Genomic DNA, 15,784 nt, shown 5'->3' on the forward strand with positions numbered 1-15,784 from the left:
AGAAGCTAACTCGCTGCCCTGAGCAGCCGTTCCGCGGCCGCCCTCGCCTCCGCGGTGATCTCGGCACCGGCCAGCATGCGCGCGATCTCCTCGCGGCGATGGTCGGCGGCGAGCGCGTTGACGCGGGTGGCGACGCGCCTGCCCTTGTCGAGTGCGTCCTTGGAGATCAGCAGGTGCTGGCTGGCGCGGGCGGCGACCTGCGGCGCGTGCGTCACCGCCATCACCTGCACCTTGCCGGCAAGCCGCGACAGCCGCGAGCCGATCGCATCCGCCACCGCGCCGCCGACGCCGGTGTCGATCTCGTCGAACACCAGGGTGGGTGCCGAGCCTCGATCGGCCAGCACGACCTTCAGCGCCAGCAGGAAACGCGACAGCTCGCCGCCGGAGGCGACCTTCATCAGCGGTCCCGGCTTCGTTCCAGGATTGGTCTGAACCCAGAACTCGACCCGGTCGATGCCCTGCGGACCCGGCGCGGCCGCGTCGGTGTCGACCTGGGTCATGAACCTGGCGCGGTCGAGCTTGAGGGGCGCGAGCTCGGCATTGACGGCCTTGTTGAGCTTCTCGGCCGATTTGATCCGCGCCGCCGACAGCTTTGCCGCGGCCGCGCCATAACGCCTGTCAGCCTCGCCGGCAGCCGCCTCCAGCTTCTTCAACTGATCGGCGCCGGCATCGATCAACGCGACGTCACCAGCGTATTGCGCGGCGAGCGCGGCCAAGAGATCGACCGGCGTCGAATATTTGCGCGAGGCCGCGCGCAGCGCAAACAGCCGCTCCTCGATGCGCTCGAGCTCGGCCGGATCGAAATCGGTCGCGGCGAGCGCCGCGTTGAGATGCTGGTCGGCCTCTTCAAGCGCGTTGATCGCGACATCGATCGCCTTCACCGCGGGCTCGATCAGCGCGGGCGCGTTGGCGGCGCGCCGCTCCAGCCGCCGCACCGCGGCGGAAAGCGACGCGACCGGCGAATGCGACCCGCCGATCGCCTCCTGCGCCTCGCGCAGGTCGGTCGCGATCTTCTCGCCCTGCATCATGGTGGTGCGACGGTTGGCGAGCTCAGTCTCCTCGCCCTCCTTCGGCGCCAGCGCCTTCAACTCCTGGGAGGCATGGCGCAGATAGTCGGCCTCGCGCGCGGCACGCTCCATGCCGGCGCGATGCTCGTCGAGTTCGGCATTGGCGGCGCGGCGTGCGTCCCACAGCGCTTCCAGCGCCTCGACGTCCTTCTCGAGGCTGGCGAAGGCGTCGAGCAGCTGGCGATGGGTGGAGGCATCGACCAGCGCGCGTTCGTCATGCTGGCCGTGGATCTCGACCAGGGCCGCGCCGACCGCCTTCAGGGTCTGCACGCTGATCGCCTGGTCGTTGATGAAGGCGCGGGTGCGGCCGTCGGCGAGCTGCACGCGGCGCAGGATCATCTCACCGGTATCGTCGAGCCCGTTGTCGGCGAGGATCTTCGCCGCAGGATGGCTCTTCGGTATATCGAACACAGCGGTGACCTGGCCCTGCTCCGCGCCGTGGCGGACGAGGCCGGCATCGCCGCGGCCGCCGAGCGCCAGCGCAAAGGCATCGAGCAGGATGGATTTGCCGGCGCCGGTTTCGCCGGTGAGCACCGCAAGGCCACGGGAAAATTCGATATCGAGCCGTTCGATCAGGACGATGTCACGGATCGACAGACGCGCAAGCATGCGAGGACAATTCCTAGCCGAGGCCCACCTTCTTGAAGGTCCTGCTGATCCAGGAACCCTGATTCTCGCTCGGCTCGAGACCGCCGGACTTTACTAGATTATAGGCGTCCTTGTACCAGCGGCTGTCGGGAAAATTGTGCCCAAGCACGGCGGCCGCAGTCTGCGCCTCGCCGGTGATGCCGATCGCCATATAGGCCTCGGTGAGCCGGTACAGCGCCTCCTCGACATGGCGCGTGGTCTGATACTGCGTGACTACGGTCTTGTAGCGGTTGATCGCGGCGGTGAAGTCGCGCTTCTCAGCGTAGTAGCGGCCGACCGCCATCTCCTTGCCGGCGAGCTGGTCGCGCGCGGCTTCGATCTTGGACTTCGCGGTGGTGGCGTATTCCGAGGTCGGATATTTGCGCACCACCTCTTCCAGCGCAGCGATCGCCTTCTCGGTGCGGCCCTGGTCGCGGGAAATATCCGGAATCTGGTCGTAGTGCGATGCCGCGATCAGGTACTGGGCATAGGCGGCATCCGGGCTGCCCGGATGCAGCGTGACGTAGCGGGTGGCCGAGCCGATGCAGCTGTCATAGTCGCCGGCCTGATAGTAGGAATAGGCCGACATCAGGAGCGACTTGCGGGCCCACTCCGAATAGGGATGCTGGCGGTCGACTTCCTCGAACTTCTTCGAGGCAGACTTCAGATCCTTCTTCTGGTTCATCATGTACAAGCCCTCATTGTAGAGCTTGTCCGCGGGCTCATCGACGAAGGTGTCGTCCTTGGCCATGAACTTGTCCCACAGCGCGCCGGTGCCGCAGCCGCCGAGCGGCAGCCCGAGCACAATCAGGCCCGCCGCGAAACGCAGCGCGCGCGCGGCCTGTCTGAGGCCGGAGACGTCAGAAGATTTGCGTGGTTCGAGCGCCATACGCTTTGCCGACATGAAATATAAAACCTGACGCCTGTGATGCGGTTAACGGCGGAGCCCACTCCATCCATGAACCGCGATCATGGACTTGAATATTCCCCATGAATATTCCCGGCCGATAGTCCCGTCCGTTATTCCCCAAGCCATTGGCGCCGTGTCATGCAACCGCAGGCTCGTCTAGCCGAAAAAAGGTCCTTGACCAACCGAATACGGAGCCATTTCGCCCGGATTAAGGCGACCGGACACACATGCCAACGGCTGCAACAACGCAAGGAATTTCGCGCGGATAGCGTCCGGCCGAGCCGATCAGGAGACGTCCGGGCCGTACGCCGGGGCGATCAGGCCGCCCACCGTGCCGGCACCGGCTTCGACGTGGCTGCGCGACGGCCGCCGCGCGGTCTCCGATTCAACCACCCGCCAGGCGCTGCGATCGGCCAGCAGGGTCTTCAGCACGGCGTTATTGAGCTTGTGGCCACCGCGGCTCGAACGGTAGATGCCGAGCAGCGGCAGACCGGCGAGCGCGAGGTCGCCGATGGCGTCCAATACCTTGTGGCGGGCGCATTCGTCACTGTAGCGGAGGCCTTCGGTGTTGAGCAGGCGGGTCTCGTCGAACACCACCGTGTTCTCGAACGAGGCACCGAGCGCGAAGCCGGCGCCCCACAGCCGGGCGACGTCGTTCATGCAACCGAATGTGCGGGCACGCGCGACGTCACGGCGGAACCGCTCCGGCGACAGGTCGAAGGAATAGCTCTGGCGGCCGATCACCGGATTGGTGAAATCGATCTCGATCTCGGCGCGGAACCCGCCGGCGAACGGGCGCAGCTCGCCCACGGAGTCGCCGATCTTGACCTGCACCGGCTTGAGCACCTGGATGAAACGGCGGACGGCGGGCTGGGACACGATGCCCGCCTGATCGATCGCGGCGACGAACGCGGCGGCACTGCCGTCCATGATCGGAACTTCGGGACCATCGACCTCGATGGTGGCGTTGTCGATGCCCATGCCACGCAGCGCGGCCAATACATGCTCGGCGGTGGACACCAGCGGCCCTTGGCGGTCTCCCAGCACCGTTGCAAATTCAGTTGCGATCACGGCATCGGCAGTGGCCTGAATTTCGCGGTCAGCGCCCTCAAGGCCCGTGCGGATAAAAATAAAACCCGCATCGACCGGTGCAGGTCCCAAGGTTAGATGGACAGGAAGACCGGAATGTACGCCGACGCCAGTCACAGTGGCTTGCGACCGAAGCGTTGTTTGGCGGTTCAACTTCATTCGATAATGCCCACTACCCGACTTCACTCAATTCAAGTGGCCAATTTCCCCAAGGCCGACTCGCTTGAGCTCCCCAAGTCACGGCAGACCATAGTCACGGCCCTAAAGCGCGCCAACTCACGCTTCTTTACCGATTGTTACCCCATCTCCGCCGCATTGGCGCCCAAGGTTAACCAAATTGCGACAAGGGAAAGGGTCGTCTCGAAAGCGACATTTGACCACGCAAAGGATAATTAATCCTTTAAAATCAGGTGTTTGCTCACCAAACCGTGACCACCCATCAGCCTAAAGACGAAGGCCCCGGCGGTTCCCGCCGGGGCCTTGTTGGTCGCCAGAGTTGTAACAAACTTCAGTTTGCCTGCCGGCGCAGGAAGGCGGGGATATCAAGATGGTCGTCGCCCTGTGGCGCCGGGGCAACAGGTGCGGGACGGCCATGGGCGTCCAATCCCTGCGGCGCGGGCCGCTTTGCATATTCCGATACCGGCGGTTCGTTGGCCGCGATCTGTTGCGCGACGCTGCGAGCCTGCCGACGGTCGGGCAACGGCGGCATCGAGGGGGCCGGGCCGGAGGCGCGGGCCGCGATCGGCGGCTCGGACTCCTCGTCGCGGCGGCCGAGGCCGACATTGGCGAGCCGCTGCAGCAACGACAGCCGGGTCTTCTGCGGATGTTCCTCCTCACCGTCGCCGCGGGCCTGGCGGATCTCGGCCTGTGCCGGCATCGGAAGATCCTCGAACTTCGGCATCCGCGGCGCGCGGACCGGGGAGCGCTCGGCGGCCTGCGGGATGAAGGTTTCGGGCGGCATCGGCTCGTGATGCTCGACCTTGGCGTCATGGTCGGGGAACAGCGACGGCTTCTGGGCGATCGGGCGCACGGTGACGTCGCCATAGGAGGCCGGCTGCATCGCTGCCGGGGCAACCGGCTCCGGGGAGACCGCGGCAGCGATCGCCGCCAGCGCAGCGCGCTCGACGTTGTTGGTCGCCGGGCGCGGCTGGGGTGCGGCGGCCGGTGCCGGAGCTGCGATCGGGGCGACGGTGACACCGGTCGCCGGTTCCAGCTTCTGCGCGCGTTCGGCAAGACGCTGATTGTCGGCGCGCAGGCGCGCCGTCAGGTCGGCGAGCCGGCTCTCCGGCGAACCGTTGGACTGCTGCTGGGCGGGCGCCTGGGCGCGGGCGATGGCAGCCTGCTCGATGCCGGTCGCGACCACCGAGACGCGGATGACGCCGTCGAGCGATTCGTCGAAGGTCGCGCCCACGATGATGTTGGCGTCGGGGTCGACCTCCTCGCGGATACGGGTCGCGGCTTCGTCGACCTCGAACAGGGTGAGGTCCTTGCCGCCGGTGATCGAGATCAGAAGGCCGCGGGCGCCCTTCATCGAGCTGTCGTCGATCAACGGGTTGGCGATCGCGGCCTCGGCCGCGGTCAGCGCACGCTTCTCGCCGGTGGCCTCGCCGGTGCCCATCATCGCCTTGCCCATCTCGCGCATCACGGCGCGGACGTCGGCGAAGTCGAGGTTGATCAGGCCCTCCTTCACCATCAGGTCGGTGATGCAGGCGACGCCGGAGTAGAGCACCTGGTCGGCCATCGCGAAGGCGTCGGCGAAAGTGGTCTTCTCGTTGGCGACCCGGAACAGGTTCTGGTTCGGAATGATCAGCAGCGTGTCGACCACCTTGTGCAGTTCGGCGATGCCGGACTCCGCGGTGCGCATGCGGCGCTGGCCTTCGAAGTGGAACGGCTTGGTCACCACGCCGACCGTGAGGATGCCCATCTCGCGCGCGGCCTTGGCGATCACGGGTGCTGCGCCGGTGCCGGTGCCACCGCCCATGCCTGCGGTGACGAACACCATGTTGGCACCGGTGAGATGATCGCGGAGTTCGTCGATCACCTCCTGCGCGGCAGCTGCGCCGACATCGGGCTGCGAACCGGCGCCGAGGCCCTGGGTGACCTGGGTGCCCATCTGGATGATGCGCTGCGCCTTCGACATGGTCAGCGCCTGCGCGTCGGTGTTGGCGACGACGAAGTCGACCCCCTGCAACCCGGCGGTGATCATGTTGTTGACGGCGTTGCCTCCCGCGCCTCCGACGCCGAAGACAGTGATCCGCGGTTTCAGCTCGCTGATGTCAGGGGGGGTCAGATTGAGTGCCATGGTTGCCTCTCTCGATTACGCGCGCGTTGGTTCGCCCCGGCCGGCGGCCGCGGGAGTTGGTGAAAATGCTGTGAGCCGGGATGCGGTCATCAGAAGCCCTCGCGAAGCCATCGTCCGACCTTTCCGAAGTAACCGTCTGTCCCTGTCTTGAGCTGCCGCGTGCGCCGCGGTTCGACGTGTTCCAGGTGAGCGTATTGCGGGTAGACCAGGAGGCCCGCGGGCACCGAGAACGAAGCGCCCTTGGCTTCGTTGGGCAGCCGGCCGAAGCCGAGCGGGCGGCCGATGCGGACCTGACGGTTCAGGATGCGGGTGGCGAGCTCGACGGTACCGGTGAGCTGCGAGGCGCCGCCGCTCAACACCACGAGCGCCCTCGGCTCGGCCGCAAAGGGGGAATCCGCGAGCCGGTCACGGACCATCTCAAAAATCTCCTCGGCACGATGCCGGACAATGTTCGCGATCGTGGCGCGGGATACGATCTGCGGAGTCTCCCGATCATCGCCTGCGGTGGGGACCGACATCAGCTCGCGGGAATCCGAGCCGCCGGGCAGCACCGTGCCGTATAAAGTCTTGATTCGCTCGGCATCCGCAATGCACGCCCCGATGCCGCGCGCAAGATCCATCGTGATGTGTTGCCCGCCGAGCGCAAATCCGGATGCGTGCACGAAGCGTCCGCCGGAATAGGTCGCGATCGTGGTCGAACCCGCGCCCATCTCGACGACGGCGGCGCCGAGATCGGCCTCGTCATCGGTCAGGACCGACAGGCCCGCGACATACGGACTCGCCGCCATCGCTTCGACGTTGAGATGGCAGCGCTCCACCACCAGCATCAGGTTCTTGGCGACGGTCGCGTCCGACGTCACCACGTTCATGTCGACGCCGAACTGCCGCGCCACCATGCCGCGCGGGTCGCGGATGCCCTTGACGCCGTCGAGTGCGTAGCCCACCGGCAGCGCATGCAGAACGGTGCGGCCCGCGCCGGTGGCGTGGCGCATGCCGGCCGAGGTGACGCGGCTGATATCGTCTGATGTGACCGAGCCGCCGCGGATATCGGCGGCCGCCTCAACGAGCTGACCGTGCAGACGGCCGCCGGACACCGACAGCAGGACGGACTCGACGCGAACCTTGGCCATGCGCTCGGCCAGCGCCACGGCATGGCGCACCGCCTTCTCGCATTCGGCGAGATCGACCACCGCGCCGGCCTTGACGCCGCGCGACTGGATCTGGCTGTAGCCGATCAATTCCACCGCATGCGTACGACCGCGCAGCGCCTCGTTCGGCGGCGACGGCGTCAGTCGCGCGATCATGCAGGCGATCTTGCTGGAACCGACGTCGAGCGATGCCACCAGCGCGGTGCGCTTCTGCATCGGACGCGTCTTCGGAGTGAGATTGCGGTCGAGGCCGGTCATGCGGAGTCTCCGGCCTTCTTCTTGGTCTTCTTGTCCTTGAACAGCTCGTCGCGTGCCTTGCCGGCGTCCTCTGACAGCTGCACGATCAGGCGGTCGGGCAGGCGCATGTCGACGGCGACGATGTCGCGCGAGAACAGCTTCTCCTCCTTGTCGAGCTTGGAGAGCGCGGCGAGTGCGTTGCCGACGTCGTTCTCGGGAAGGCGGATGTCGAGGCCGTCCTTCAGGCGCAGGTTCCAGCGCCGTTCTCCGACGAAGATCGCAGCCTTGGTCACGTCGCGCACCAGCGGGTAGCGGTCGAGCAGCGCGAGGAAATCCCTGGCGCGGCTGTCGGCGCCCTTGCCCACCACCAGCGGCAGGTTCAGGAAGCGGCGCGACACGTAGGGCTCGAGCACCGCGCCATCGGACGCGATCACCGAGAGATGGCCGTCCTGCTGCCACAGTGCGAACGCGCTGCGCTCGACGATGTCGATCTGCAGCCGGCCGGGATAGAGCTTCAGGATCGTGGCGTCGGCGATCCAGGGATTGGCCTTCAGGCGGTCGCGCACCGTGTCGGCATCGAGGAACAGCAGCGACGAGCGGCCGTTGACGCCGCCGATCGCGAGCACCTCGTCCTGGGTGAGCTGCTTGCGGCCGTTGATGCCGACGGTGGTGATGCGGAAGCCCGCGGCGTTGGCCAGAGCGTTGCGGGTGTCGCTCAGCGCGGCGGTGAATTCGTCGACGTGACCGCCCCTGACGATGCCGAAGCCGGCGCTGCCGAGCAGGATCGCGAGCGTTGCAGCGAGGCCGGCGCGGCGCGGCAGATAGCGTTCGACCAGCTGGATCAAATGGTTCGACGGCTCGCGGTCGATCACCGGCCGAGGCCTGGCAGGACGAGCGCGACGGCGCGCCAGTCGCCTTGCGGCATGCTCGCGCAACAGCACCACCGCTTTAATAGCGGCGGCTTTCAGGTCAGCTTGAGGCCCCGGCGATCGCAGCGATCGGGTGAGGCGTCCTGCACCGTCCATTGCACGAGCTCGTCACATGTTGTGCCCGCAAAAATCCCGCGGGTCCCGGCACAGGTGACCTCTCGGCAAGACCGGTGGGATTAGAGTGACCCCCTGTTCCCTGGTTGCGTTCCTCGAAGCGGGTATCCGCGACAGCTCACGCCCCGGCAGCCAAGCGCTACATGCGCCGCCAGCGTTAACCTTCGGGCTTCCTGGTAAACAAACGGTAAACCGGACCCGCCGATGGCGTGTTTTGGTCAACGCTGTGAGTACTTTGGCGCGAACTCGTTCACATTTTAGCAATAGGGTGCGGTTCCATCCTGCCTGCGGGTCGCGGATCCCGGCCTCAACCCCGCACGCGTCGCCGACCGAGCTCGACCTGGTCGTTCAGAAAATCGGCGAAGCCAATGCCCTGCGCCTTCAGGGCCTTCGGGTACAATGATGCCGCCGTGAGACCAGGCAGCGTGTTGGTTTCGAGATAGACCGGCCCCTTCGGCGACACGATGAAGTCGCTGCGGGAGTAGCCGGAGCATGACAACGCATGGTGCGCCCGCACCGCGGCGTCCATGATCGCGGCGCTAACCTCGGGCGCGAAGCGTCCTGGACAAATCTCCTGCGTCGATTTCAGGAGATACTTGGCAGTGTAGTCGAAGGCGCCCTCCCCCGGCACGATCTCGATCGGCGGCAGCGCGAACACCGCGCCGTCGGACTGCTCGAGCACGCCGCAGGTCGCCTCCACGCCGGATATGAACGGCTCGATCAGATAGTCCTCGGCGCGAGCGGCATTGCGGACCGCGACAAGATCCTGCCTGGCGTTGACGAAGATCAGCCCGTAGCTCGAACCATCCTTCGCGGGCTTTGCAATCAGCTTGCCGTGTTCGGCGAACGCCTCGTCGATCCGTTCGACGGCGATGCCCTGCGGCGCGTTGAGGCCGGCAATCGCGGCGAAGCGCTTGGCCGAGGGCTTGTCGAAGGCAAGATGCGACGCGGCCGAACCCGAGCCGGTGAACGGGACGCCGCGCATCTCGCACATTGCCTGCAATTCGCCATTCTCGGCGCGGCCGCCGTGCAGGCCGAGCACCAGCGCCCGCTCCTCCTGCTTCGCGTTGTCAAGCGCTTGCGGCAGGTCGATGCCGCGACCATCGGGCTTGAACTCGATCTCGAACGGCCGGGCGTGACCAAGCAATCTCTCTGACGAGACCTCGTGGACGGTATCATCGACATCCCAGAACCAGAGGTCAGCGTCCGGCAGCGCGCGATGCAGCGCCTGCGCGCTTGCCACCGAAACCAGTCGCTCCTTGTTGGAGCCGCCGAACAGAATGGTGACCCGCATCAGTTCCTTCCGATCCCGATCCGCTTGATTTCCCAGTGTAGCTCGATTCCGCTGGATTGCTTCACCCGTTCGCGCACCGTCTCGCCCAATGTTTCGATGTCGTGCCCGGTGGCGTTGCCGGTGTTGATCAGGAAATTGCAGTGCATCTCCGAGACCTGGGCGCCGCCGACCTTCAGTCCGCGACAGCCGGCCGCATCGATCAGTTTCCAGGCGCTGTCGCCGGGCGGATTCTTGAAGGTCGAGCCGCCGGTCTTCTCGCGGATCGGCTGCGCGGTCTCGCGATGGGCCTGCACCTCTTTCATGCGGGCGCGGATGGCCTCCGCATCCGCGATGCTTCCACGGAATCGCGCCGAGGTGAAAATGATGGAGGGATCGACGCCGCTGTTGCGATAGACGAACTTCATGTCGGCATTGCCGAAGCTGTGCCTGGTGCCGTCGCGGCCGATGCCGGTGGCCTCGACCAGCACATCCCTGGTCTCGCCGCCATTGGCGCCGGCGTTCATCCGCAATGCGCCGCCCACAGTGCCGGGAATGCCGAAGAAGAACTCCATGCCGCCGATCCCGGCCGCTGCCGCCGTCTCCGCCACGCGCTTGTCGAGCGCTGCGGCGCCTGCGGCGACGATATCGTCGCTTGCACTGGTCTCGCCGAACGCGCGCGGCGCCAGCCGGATCACGACGCCGGGCATGCCGCCGTCGCGCACGATCAGATTGGAGCCGACGCCGACGACATAGACCGGCAGCTCCTGCGGCAGATGCTTCAGGAAATAAGCGAGATCATCCTCGTCCGCCGGCGTGAACAGCACCTGCGCCGGACCGCCGACGCGAAACCAGGTCAGTTCCGCCAGCGACTGGTTGGCAAGCAACCGCCCGCGCAGCAGCGGCATCGCGGCCTTCAGCTCGGGCGTGATGTCGGGAAAGGCCACGGTCACCCCAGCGCCTTCAATTCGTCGGGCAGCGCGTAGGCCCATTGCGTGATGTTGCCGGCGCCGAGACAAACGACGAGGTCACCCGGCCTGGCGAGGCCGTGCGCGATCTTTGCGAGTTCGGTCGAGCTCGGCAGCGGAATGACATTGCGGTGGCCGTGGGTGCGCAGGCCGGTGACGAAATGATCGCGATCGATGCCCGGGATCGGCGCCTCGCCGGCGGGATAGACCTCCGCGACCACGACGGCGTCGGCGTCGTTGAAGCAGGTGCAGAACTCCTCGAACAGCGATTGCAGGCGGGTGAAGCGATGCGGCTGCACGACCGCGATGATCTTGCCGTTGGTGGATTCCCGCGCCGCCTTCAGCACAGCAGCGATCTCGACCGGGTGATGACCGTAATCGTCGATCACGGTGACGCCGTTCCATTCACCGGTCCTGGTGAAGCGCCGCTTCACGCCGCCGAAGCCGGCCATGGCCTGGCGGATCACGTCGTCGGACACGCCGAGTTCGTGCGCGACCGCGATCGCCGCCGTCGCATTCGAGGCGTTGTGACGTCCCGGCATCGGCAGAGTGATGTCGGCGATCTCGTGCGTCGCGCCGGTCTTGCGATCGCGGATCGCGACCTTGAACTTCGAGCCGCCGCCCATCGGCGTCAGATCCATCAGCCGTGCGTCGGCCTGAGGATTCTGGCCGTAGGTGATGATGCGGCGATCCTCGATCTGGCCGACGAGGTTCTGCACCACGGGATGGTCGGTGCACATCACCGCGAAACCATAGAACGGAACGTTCTCGACGAAGCTGCGGAAAGCGTCCTGGATCGCCTCGAAGGTCTTGAAATGGTCGAGATGCTCCGGATCGACATTGGTCACGATCACGACATCGGACGGCAGCTTCAGGAATGTGCCGTCGCTCTCGTCGGCCTCGACCACCATCCAGTCGCCGGCCCCGAGCCGCGCGTTGGAGCCGTAGGCGTTGATGATGCCGCCGTTGATCACGGTCGGATCGAGCCCGCCGGCGTCGAGCAAGGTCGCCACCATCGTGGTCGTGGTGGTTTTGCCGTGGGTGCCGGCGATCGCGACGCAGCTCTTCAGCCGCATCAGTTCCGCCAGCATCTCGGCGCGCCGCACCACGGGCAGGCGCAGCGCGCGTGCCGCCATCAATTCCGGATTGTCGCGCTTGATCGCGGTCGATACCACGACAACGTCGGCGCCGTCGACATTCTCTGCCTTGTGGCCGACCGAGACGGTCGCGCCTTTCTTGCGCAGCCGTTCGAGGTTGTAGTTGTCTGACGCGTCCGAGCCCTGCACCGTGTAGCCGAGATTGAGCAGCACCTCGGCGATGCCGCTCATGCCGATGCCGCCGATCCCGACGAAATGAATGGGTCCGATCTCGCGCGGCAGTCTCATGGTCCGGTTCCTAACATGGCCACTGGTGCAGGCGACGGCTGGCGAAGGATATGAACCAAATCCGCCGCCCCTGAGGCGACTGGATGCCTCGCTTTGGCGTGACAACACAAGACAAATCTGGGCCTAGGCCGGATCTGCCGGCACGACAAGCGAGGAGCCGCATATTGGATAAAACCGGTCGCCCCAGCCGACATTGTGGCCCGATGGACAGCGGCGCTGCAGATTCGAAAGGCCACGTCGATAGGCCGTGACCAAGATCGCCAGGCCCGTCGCATAGAACACCATCCAATGACCAGAGAAGCCGTGAAGCACCAACGCCGGAGGGGCGCCTTGAACCTGCTTCGGCGGAGGATGCAACGACGCGAGGACGGCGAAGATCGCGAAATTCACGATGGCGTATATGAAGAACCCGTAGATCAAGTACTTCATCCAAGCGGGACATCCGGACAGTGCCACCTTCCAGAAATCCCTGCGGTTCACGCCTCCCGACATCTTCATCGACAGCAACACAACCGGAATCCAGAGCGGAAAAATGCCGACATGCAGTGCCACGAACACCGGCATTCCCAACTTGACTCCGAACGTCGACAGGATGTGCGCCACAAGGCTGAACGCGAGGCCGCAGGCGGCGTAAACGATCAATGGCAGAAGCAACAGCTGCGTCATGAACCCGAAACGGCAAAGCGGGTGAACGGCATCGATATCCGCAGCTTCTAGCACGCCACGCGGTCGAATCGCCACCGGTGCCGATGGTGTGATCGCGGATCACGAACTTCTCCAAACCGACTCGACACCCTCGACGGCTGCATCCCGCACCTCGATGACACGGAGACAATTGCCAAGCCGGATGGTTTCGAGCGGCTGCAGGATCAGATCGGAGAATTCCGAGGCCGACTGGATCAGCAGGTCCGCCATGATCAGCCTCCTCCGGCCTTCAGCCCGCCGCCTCGATCCGGGCCACCTTCATGACCAGGTCGGACAGCCGCTCGGCGGCATCGAGCCGGCCGGCGCCGCGCGCGGCGATCGCCATCGTTGCGAGCTTCGCAGGCTCGGTGGCGAAGGCCGAGATTTCGGCGGCCAGCCGATCCGGCGTGAAGTCGGCCTGCGCGAGGCGGATCGCGCCGCCCGCCTGCGACAGCACGCCGGCGTTGGCGAACTGGTCCTGGTCGATCGCGCCGGGCAGCGGCACCAGGATCGAGGGCCGGCCGATCGCGGCGAGCTCGGCGACCGTGCCGGCGCCGGAGCGCGAGATCACGAACTGGCTCGAGGCAAGCCGCGCCGGCAAATCCGAGAAGAACGGCGCGAGCTCGGCATTGATCTTGAGCCGGTCGTAGACCGCGCGCACCCGCGCCATGTCCTCTTCGCGCACCTGCTGGGTGAGGATCAGGCGGCCCCATAGCGCAGGATCGAGCTTCTCGATCGCCGGCGGCACGATATCGCTCATCACCCGCGCGCCCTGGCTGCCGCCGACGACCAGCATGCGCAGCGGGCCGCCCGCGTCGGGCGGCGCATATTTCACCGCGGCAGCCGCAAGGATCGCCGGGCGCATCGGCGTGCCGACCGTGGTCGTCTTGCCGGCGAGCGCGGGATCGCGGTCGAGCACGCCGGGCAGCGAGGTGGCGATCGCATCGACACGGGTGGAGAGGAAACGGTTGGCGCGGCCGAGCACCGCATTGGCATCATGGATGATGCAGGGCACGCCGAGCAGGCGCGCCCCGATCAGCGGCGGCAAGGTCGGGTAGCCGCCGAAGCCGACCACGGCTGACGGTTTCAGCCGACGCACCAGGTTGGCGGCGACCAGGGTGCCATAGCCCAGCATCAGCGCGGTCCGCCCCAGCGAGATCGGATTGCGGCTGCGAACGGTGGCGCTCGGCACCAGGTCGATCGTGTCCCTGGCGAACAGGCCGGAGTAGCGCAGCGCGCGGCCATCGGTCGCAAGCCGCACGCGCAGGCCGCGCCGGAGCAGCTCTACCGCGAGCGCTTCGGCCGGGAACAGATGGCCGCCGGTGCCGCCGGCCGCCAGCAGAATCAGGGGCGCGTTATCCATGGCTTCCAGATAGCCGACGCTACCGTCACAGTCACCTACGCGTAGGCGCGCTGATTGCTGGCGCCTTCCATCGATTCGATCTCGGTGCGCGGCCGCTGCCGCGTCAGTGCCAGCATCATGCCGACGCCATAGGCGAGCGACACGAACGAGGAGCCGCCATAGGAGATGAACGGCAGTGTCATGCCCTTGGCCGGGATCAGTTGCAGATTGACAGCCATGTTGATTGCGGCCTGCACGCCGAACAGGATGGCGAGCCCGGATGCTGCGAAGCGCGCGAACGTGTCGTCGGTGGAATAGGCCCGCGTCAGCGTGCGGATCACGACGAAGGCGAACAGCGCCACCAGCATCAGGCAGAGGATGATGCCGAACTCCTCGGCGGCAACCGCGAACACGAAGTCGGTGTGGCTGTCGGGCAGGCTGCGCTTTGCAATTCCCTCTCCGGGTCCCAGCCCGAACCAGCCGCCGTTCCAGAATGCTTCCATCGCGGTGTCGACCTGGAAGGTGTCGCCGGAGGCGGGGTTCATGAAGCGCTTGATGCGGCCGGCGACGTGCGGCACCAGCAGATAGGCGCCGAACAGGCCGGCTCCGGCTGCTCCCGCGAGTCCGAACACCCAGATCATCCGCATGCCCGCGATGAAGAACAGCGCGCCCCACACCGTCAGGATCAGCATGGTCTGGCCGAAGTCAGGCTCCATCACCAGCAGCGTGACCAGCATCATCAGGAGCACCAGCGCCATCGAGGTCGCCGGCATTTCCGGCCGCTTGGTCGATTCCGCGAACAGCCAGGCCGCGACGATCACGAAGGCGGGCTTTGCGCATTCCGATGCCTGGATGTTGACGCCGAGCAGCGTGATCCAGCGCCGCGAGCCCTTGACCTCGGGTCCGACCAGGAGCGTCACCACGATCAGGAAGATGCTGAGCGCGAACACGACCAGCGCCGTGCGCCGGATCTGCCGCGGCGTCATGAACGACACCGCGAGCAGCACGATCAGCGACGGTGCGAGGAACATCACGTGCCGGTTGAAGAAATGGAAGGGATCGAGCCCGATACGGGTCGCCACCGGCGGGCTCGCCGCCAGCGACAGGATGACGCCCGCCAGCATCAGCGCAATGATCGCCGCAAGCAGCAGCTTGTCGACGGTCCACCACCAGTCCGAAAACGGGGTGCGTTGGTCACGGGCGAGCATGGATGTCCCCAGATGGCAGAGGTGGCATCATTGGTGGCCCAGGATGGTTTCCAGCACGTTAACGGGATGGGTAACTTTTGAGGGAGGCGGGTTGACCGCGCCCGCCGCTGTCGTCCCGGCAAAGGCCAGCACAACAGCGCTTTTATGGTTCGCATTGTGCGACATGGGTTCGCGCTCTCGCGACATGAACTGTCCGAGTTCTGCCCTTCGTTTCGCCGCTCTGTGAGCAGAGGGCGCAGGGAAAGCCGGGTGCCGATCGCACCCATGGGCCCCGTGCAAGGTAGAAAGCACGGGGGTAGGACCACAGGTGTAACCGGGAACAACCCGGCTTTCCCTGCGCGATGGGTTACGGCTTATACGTGCTCTCCCCGGCGAGACTGGGCTCTTTTGTCACCGTCATACGGAAGGGGCGTTGGCCTCCTCCGATGAGACACCTGCCACTAGGGCGTCAGGCCTGCACGATTTCGCCGTCCGCCTCATGCGCTCTCGTCAGTCACGCATGCG

Annotated in this window: 13 protein-coding genes and 1 pseudogene; all 14 read right to left on the reverse strand. The window is 66.0% G+C overall.

Going from position 1 to position 15,784, the window contains the following annotated elements; translation table 11 throughout:
• Positions 1 to 5: 5 nt before the first annotated feature.
• The gene (gene recN, locus JQ586_RS32520; RefSeq protein WP_212398723.1) at positions 6 to 1,676 is read right to left on the reverse strand and encodes a DNA repair protein RecN; all 1,671 of its coding nucleotides are present in this window, start codon (positions 1,674 to 1,676) and stop codon (positions 6 to 8) included.
• Positions 1,677 to 1,689: 13 nt separating this feature from the next.
• On the reverse strand, positions 1,690 to 2,598 hold the full coding sequence (locus JQ586_RS32525; protein WP_212398724.1) for an outer membrane protein assembly factor BamD: 909 nt from the start codon (positions 2,596 to 2,598) through the stop codon (positions 1,690 to 1,692).
• 291 nt (positions 2,599 to 2,889) lie between these two features.
• A complete protein-coding gene (gene lpxC / locus JQ586_RS32530) occupies positions 2,890 to 3,852 on the reverse strand; it encodes a UDP-3-O-acyl-N-acetylglucosamine deacetylase (protein WP_212398725.1) in 963 nt (320 codons plus the stop codon).
• 349 nt (positions 3,853 to 4,201) lie between these two features.
• The gene (gene ftsZ, locus JQ586_RS32535; RefSeq protein ID WP_212398726.1) at positions 4,202 to 5,995 is read right to left on the reverse strand and encodes a cell division protein FtsZ; all 1,794 of its coding nucleotides are present in this window, start codon (positions 5,993 to 5,995) and stop codon (positions 4,202 to 4,204) included.
• An 89-nt stretch (positions 5,996 to 6,084) separates the two neighbouring features.
• Complete coding sequence (ftsA, locus tag JQ586_RS32540; protein WP_212398727.1) at positions 6,085 to 7,401, reverse strand: cell division protein FtsA; 1,317 nt, start codon at positions 7,399 to 7,401, stop codon at positions 6,085 to 6,087.
• Entirely contained in the window at positions 7,398 to 8,405 is a 1,008-nt protein-coding gene (locus tag JQ586_RS32545; RefSeq protein WP_212398728.1) for a cell division protein FtsQ/DivIB, read from the reverse strand. The genes ftsA and JQ586_RS32545 overlap by 4 nt, the downstream gene beginning before the upstream one ends.
• Positions 8,345 to 8,638, reverse strand: a pseudogene (locus JQ586_RS40765) (D-alanine--D-alanine ligase); the annotation flags it as partial. The gene JQ586_RS32545 and the pseudogene JQ586_RS40765, both read right to left, overlap by 61 nt.
• Positions 8,639 to 8,730: 92 nt before the next feature.
• Positions 8,731 to 9,717, reverse strand: coding sequence for a D-alanine--D-alanine ligase (locus tag JQ586_RS32550; RefSeq protein WP_212398729.1), 987 nt, complete (start codon positions 9,715 to 9,717; stop codon positions 8,731 to 8,733).
• Positions 9,717 to 10,640, reverse strand: a complete 924-nt coding sequence (gene murB / locus JQ586_RS32555; protein WP_212398738.1) for a UDP-N-acetylmuramate dehydrogenase — start codon at positions 10,638 to 10,640, stop codon at positions 9,717 to 9,719. The genes JQ586_RS32550 and murB overlap by 1 nt, the downstream gene beginning before the upstream one ends.
• Positions 10,641 to 10,642: 2 nt before the next feature.
• Entirely contained in the window at positions 10,643 to 12,046 is a 1,404-nt protein-coding gene (murC, locus tag JQ586_RS32560) for a UDP-N-acetylmuramate--L-alanine ligase (RefSeq protein WP_212398730.1), read from the reverse strand.
• Between the two features lie 123 nt (positions 12,047 to 12,169).
• Positions 12,170 to 12,712 carry a hypothetical protein gene (locus JQ586_RS32565; RefSeq protein WP_212398731.1) on the reverse strand — a complete coding sequence of 181 codons (543 nt, stop codon included), beginning with the start codon at positions 12,710 to 12,712 and terminating at the stop codon, positions 12,170 to 12,172.
• 99 nt (positions 12,713 to 12,811) lie between these two features.
• Positions 12,812 to 12,961 (reverse strand): hypothetical protein, encoded by a 150-nt coding sequence (locus JQ586_RS32570; protein ID WP_212398732.1) that lies wholly within the window; start codon positions 12,959 to 12,961, stop codon positions 12,812 to 12,814.
• Positions 12,962 to 12,980: 19 nt separating this feature from the next.
• On the reverse strand, positions 12,981 to 14,093 hold the full coding sequence (locus JQ586_RS32575; protein WP_212398733.1) for a UDP-N-acetylglucosamine--N-acetylmuramyl-(pentapeptide) pyrophosphoryl-undecaprenol N-acetylglucosamine transferase: 1,113 nt from the start codon (positions 14,091 to 14,093) through the stop codon (positions 12,981 to 12,983).
• 35 nt (positions 14,094 to 14,128) lie between these two features.
• Positions 14,129 to 15,280 carry a putative lipid II flippase FtsW gene (gene ftsW, locus JQ586_RS32580; protein WP_212398734.1) on the reverse strand — a complete coding sequence of 384 codons (1,152 nt, stop codon included), beginning with the start codon at positions 15,278 to 15,280 and terminating at the stop codon, positions 14,129 to 14,131.
• Positions 15,281 to 15,784: the final 504 nt, after the last annotated feature.

The organism is Bradyrhizobium jicamae (assembly GCF_018130215.1).
GTDB lineage: Bacteria > Pseudomonadota > Alphaproteobacteria > Rhizobiales > Xanthobacteraceae > Bradyrhizobium > Bradyrhizobium jicamae_A.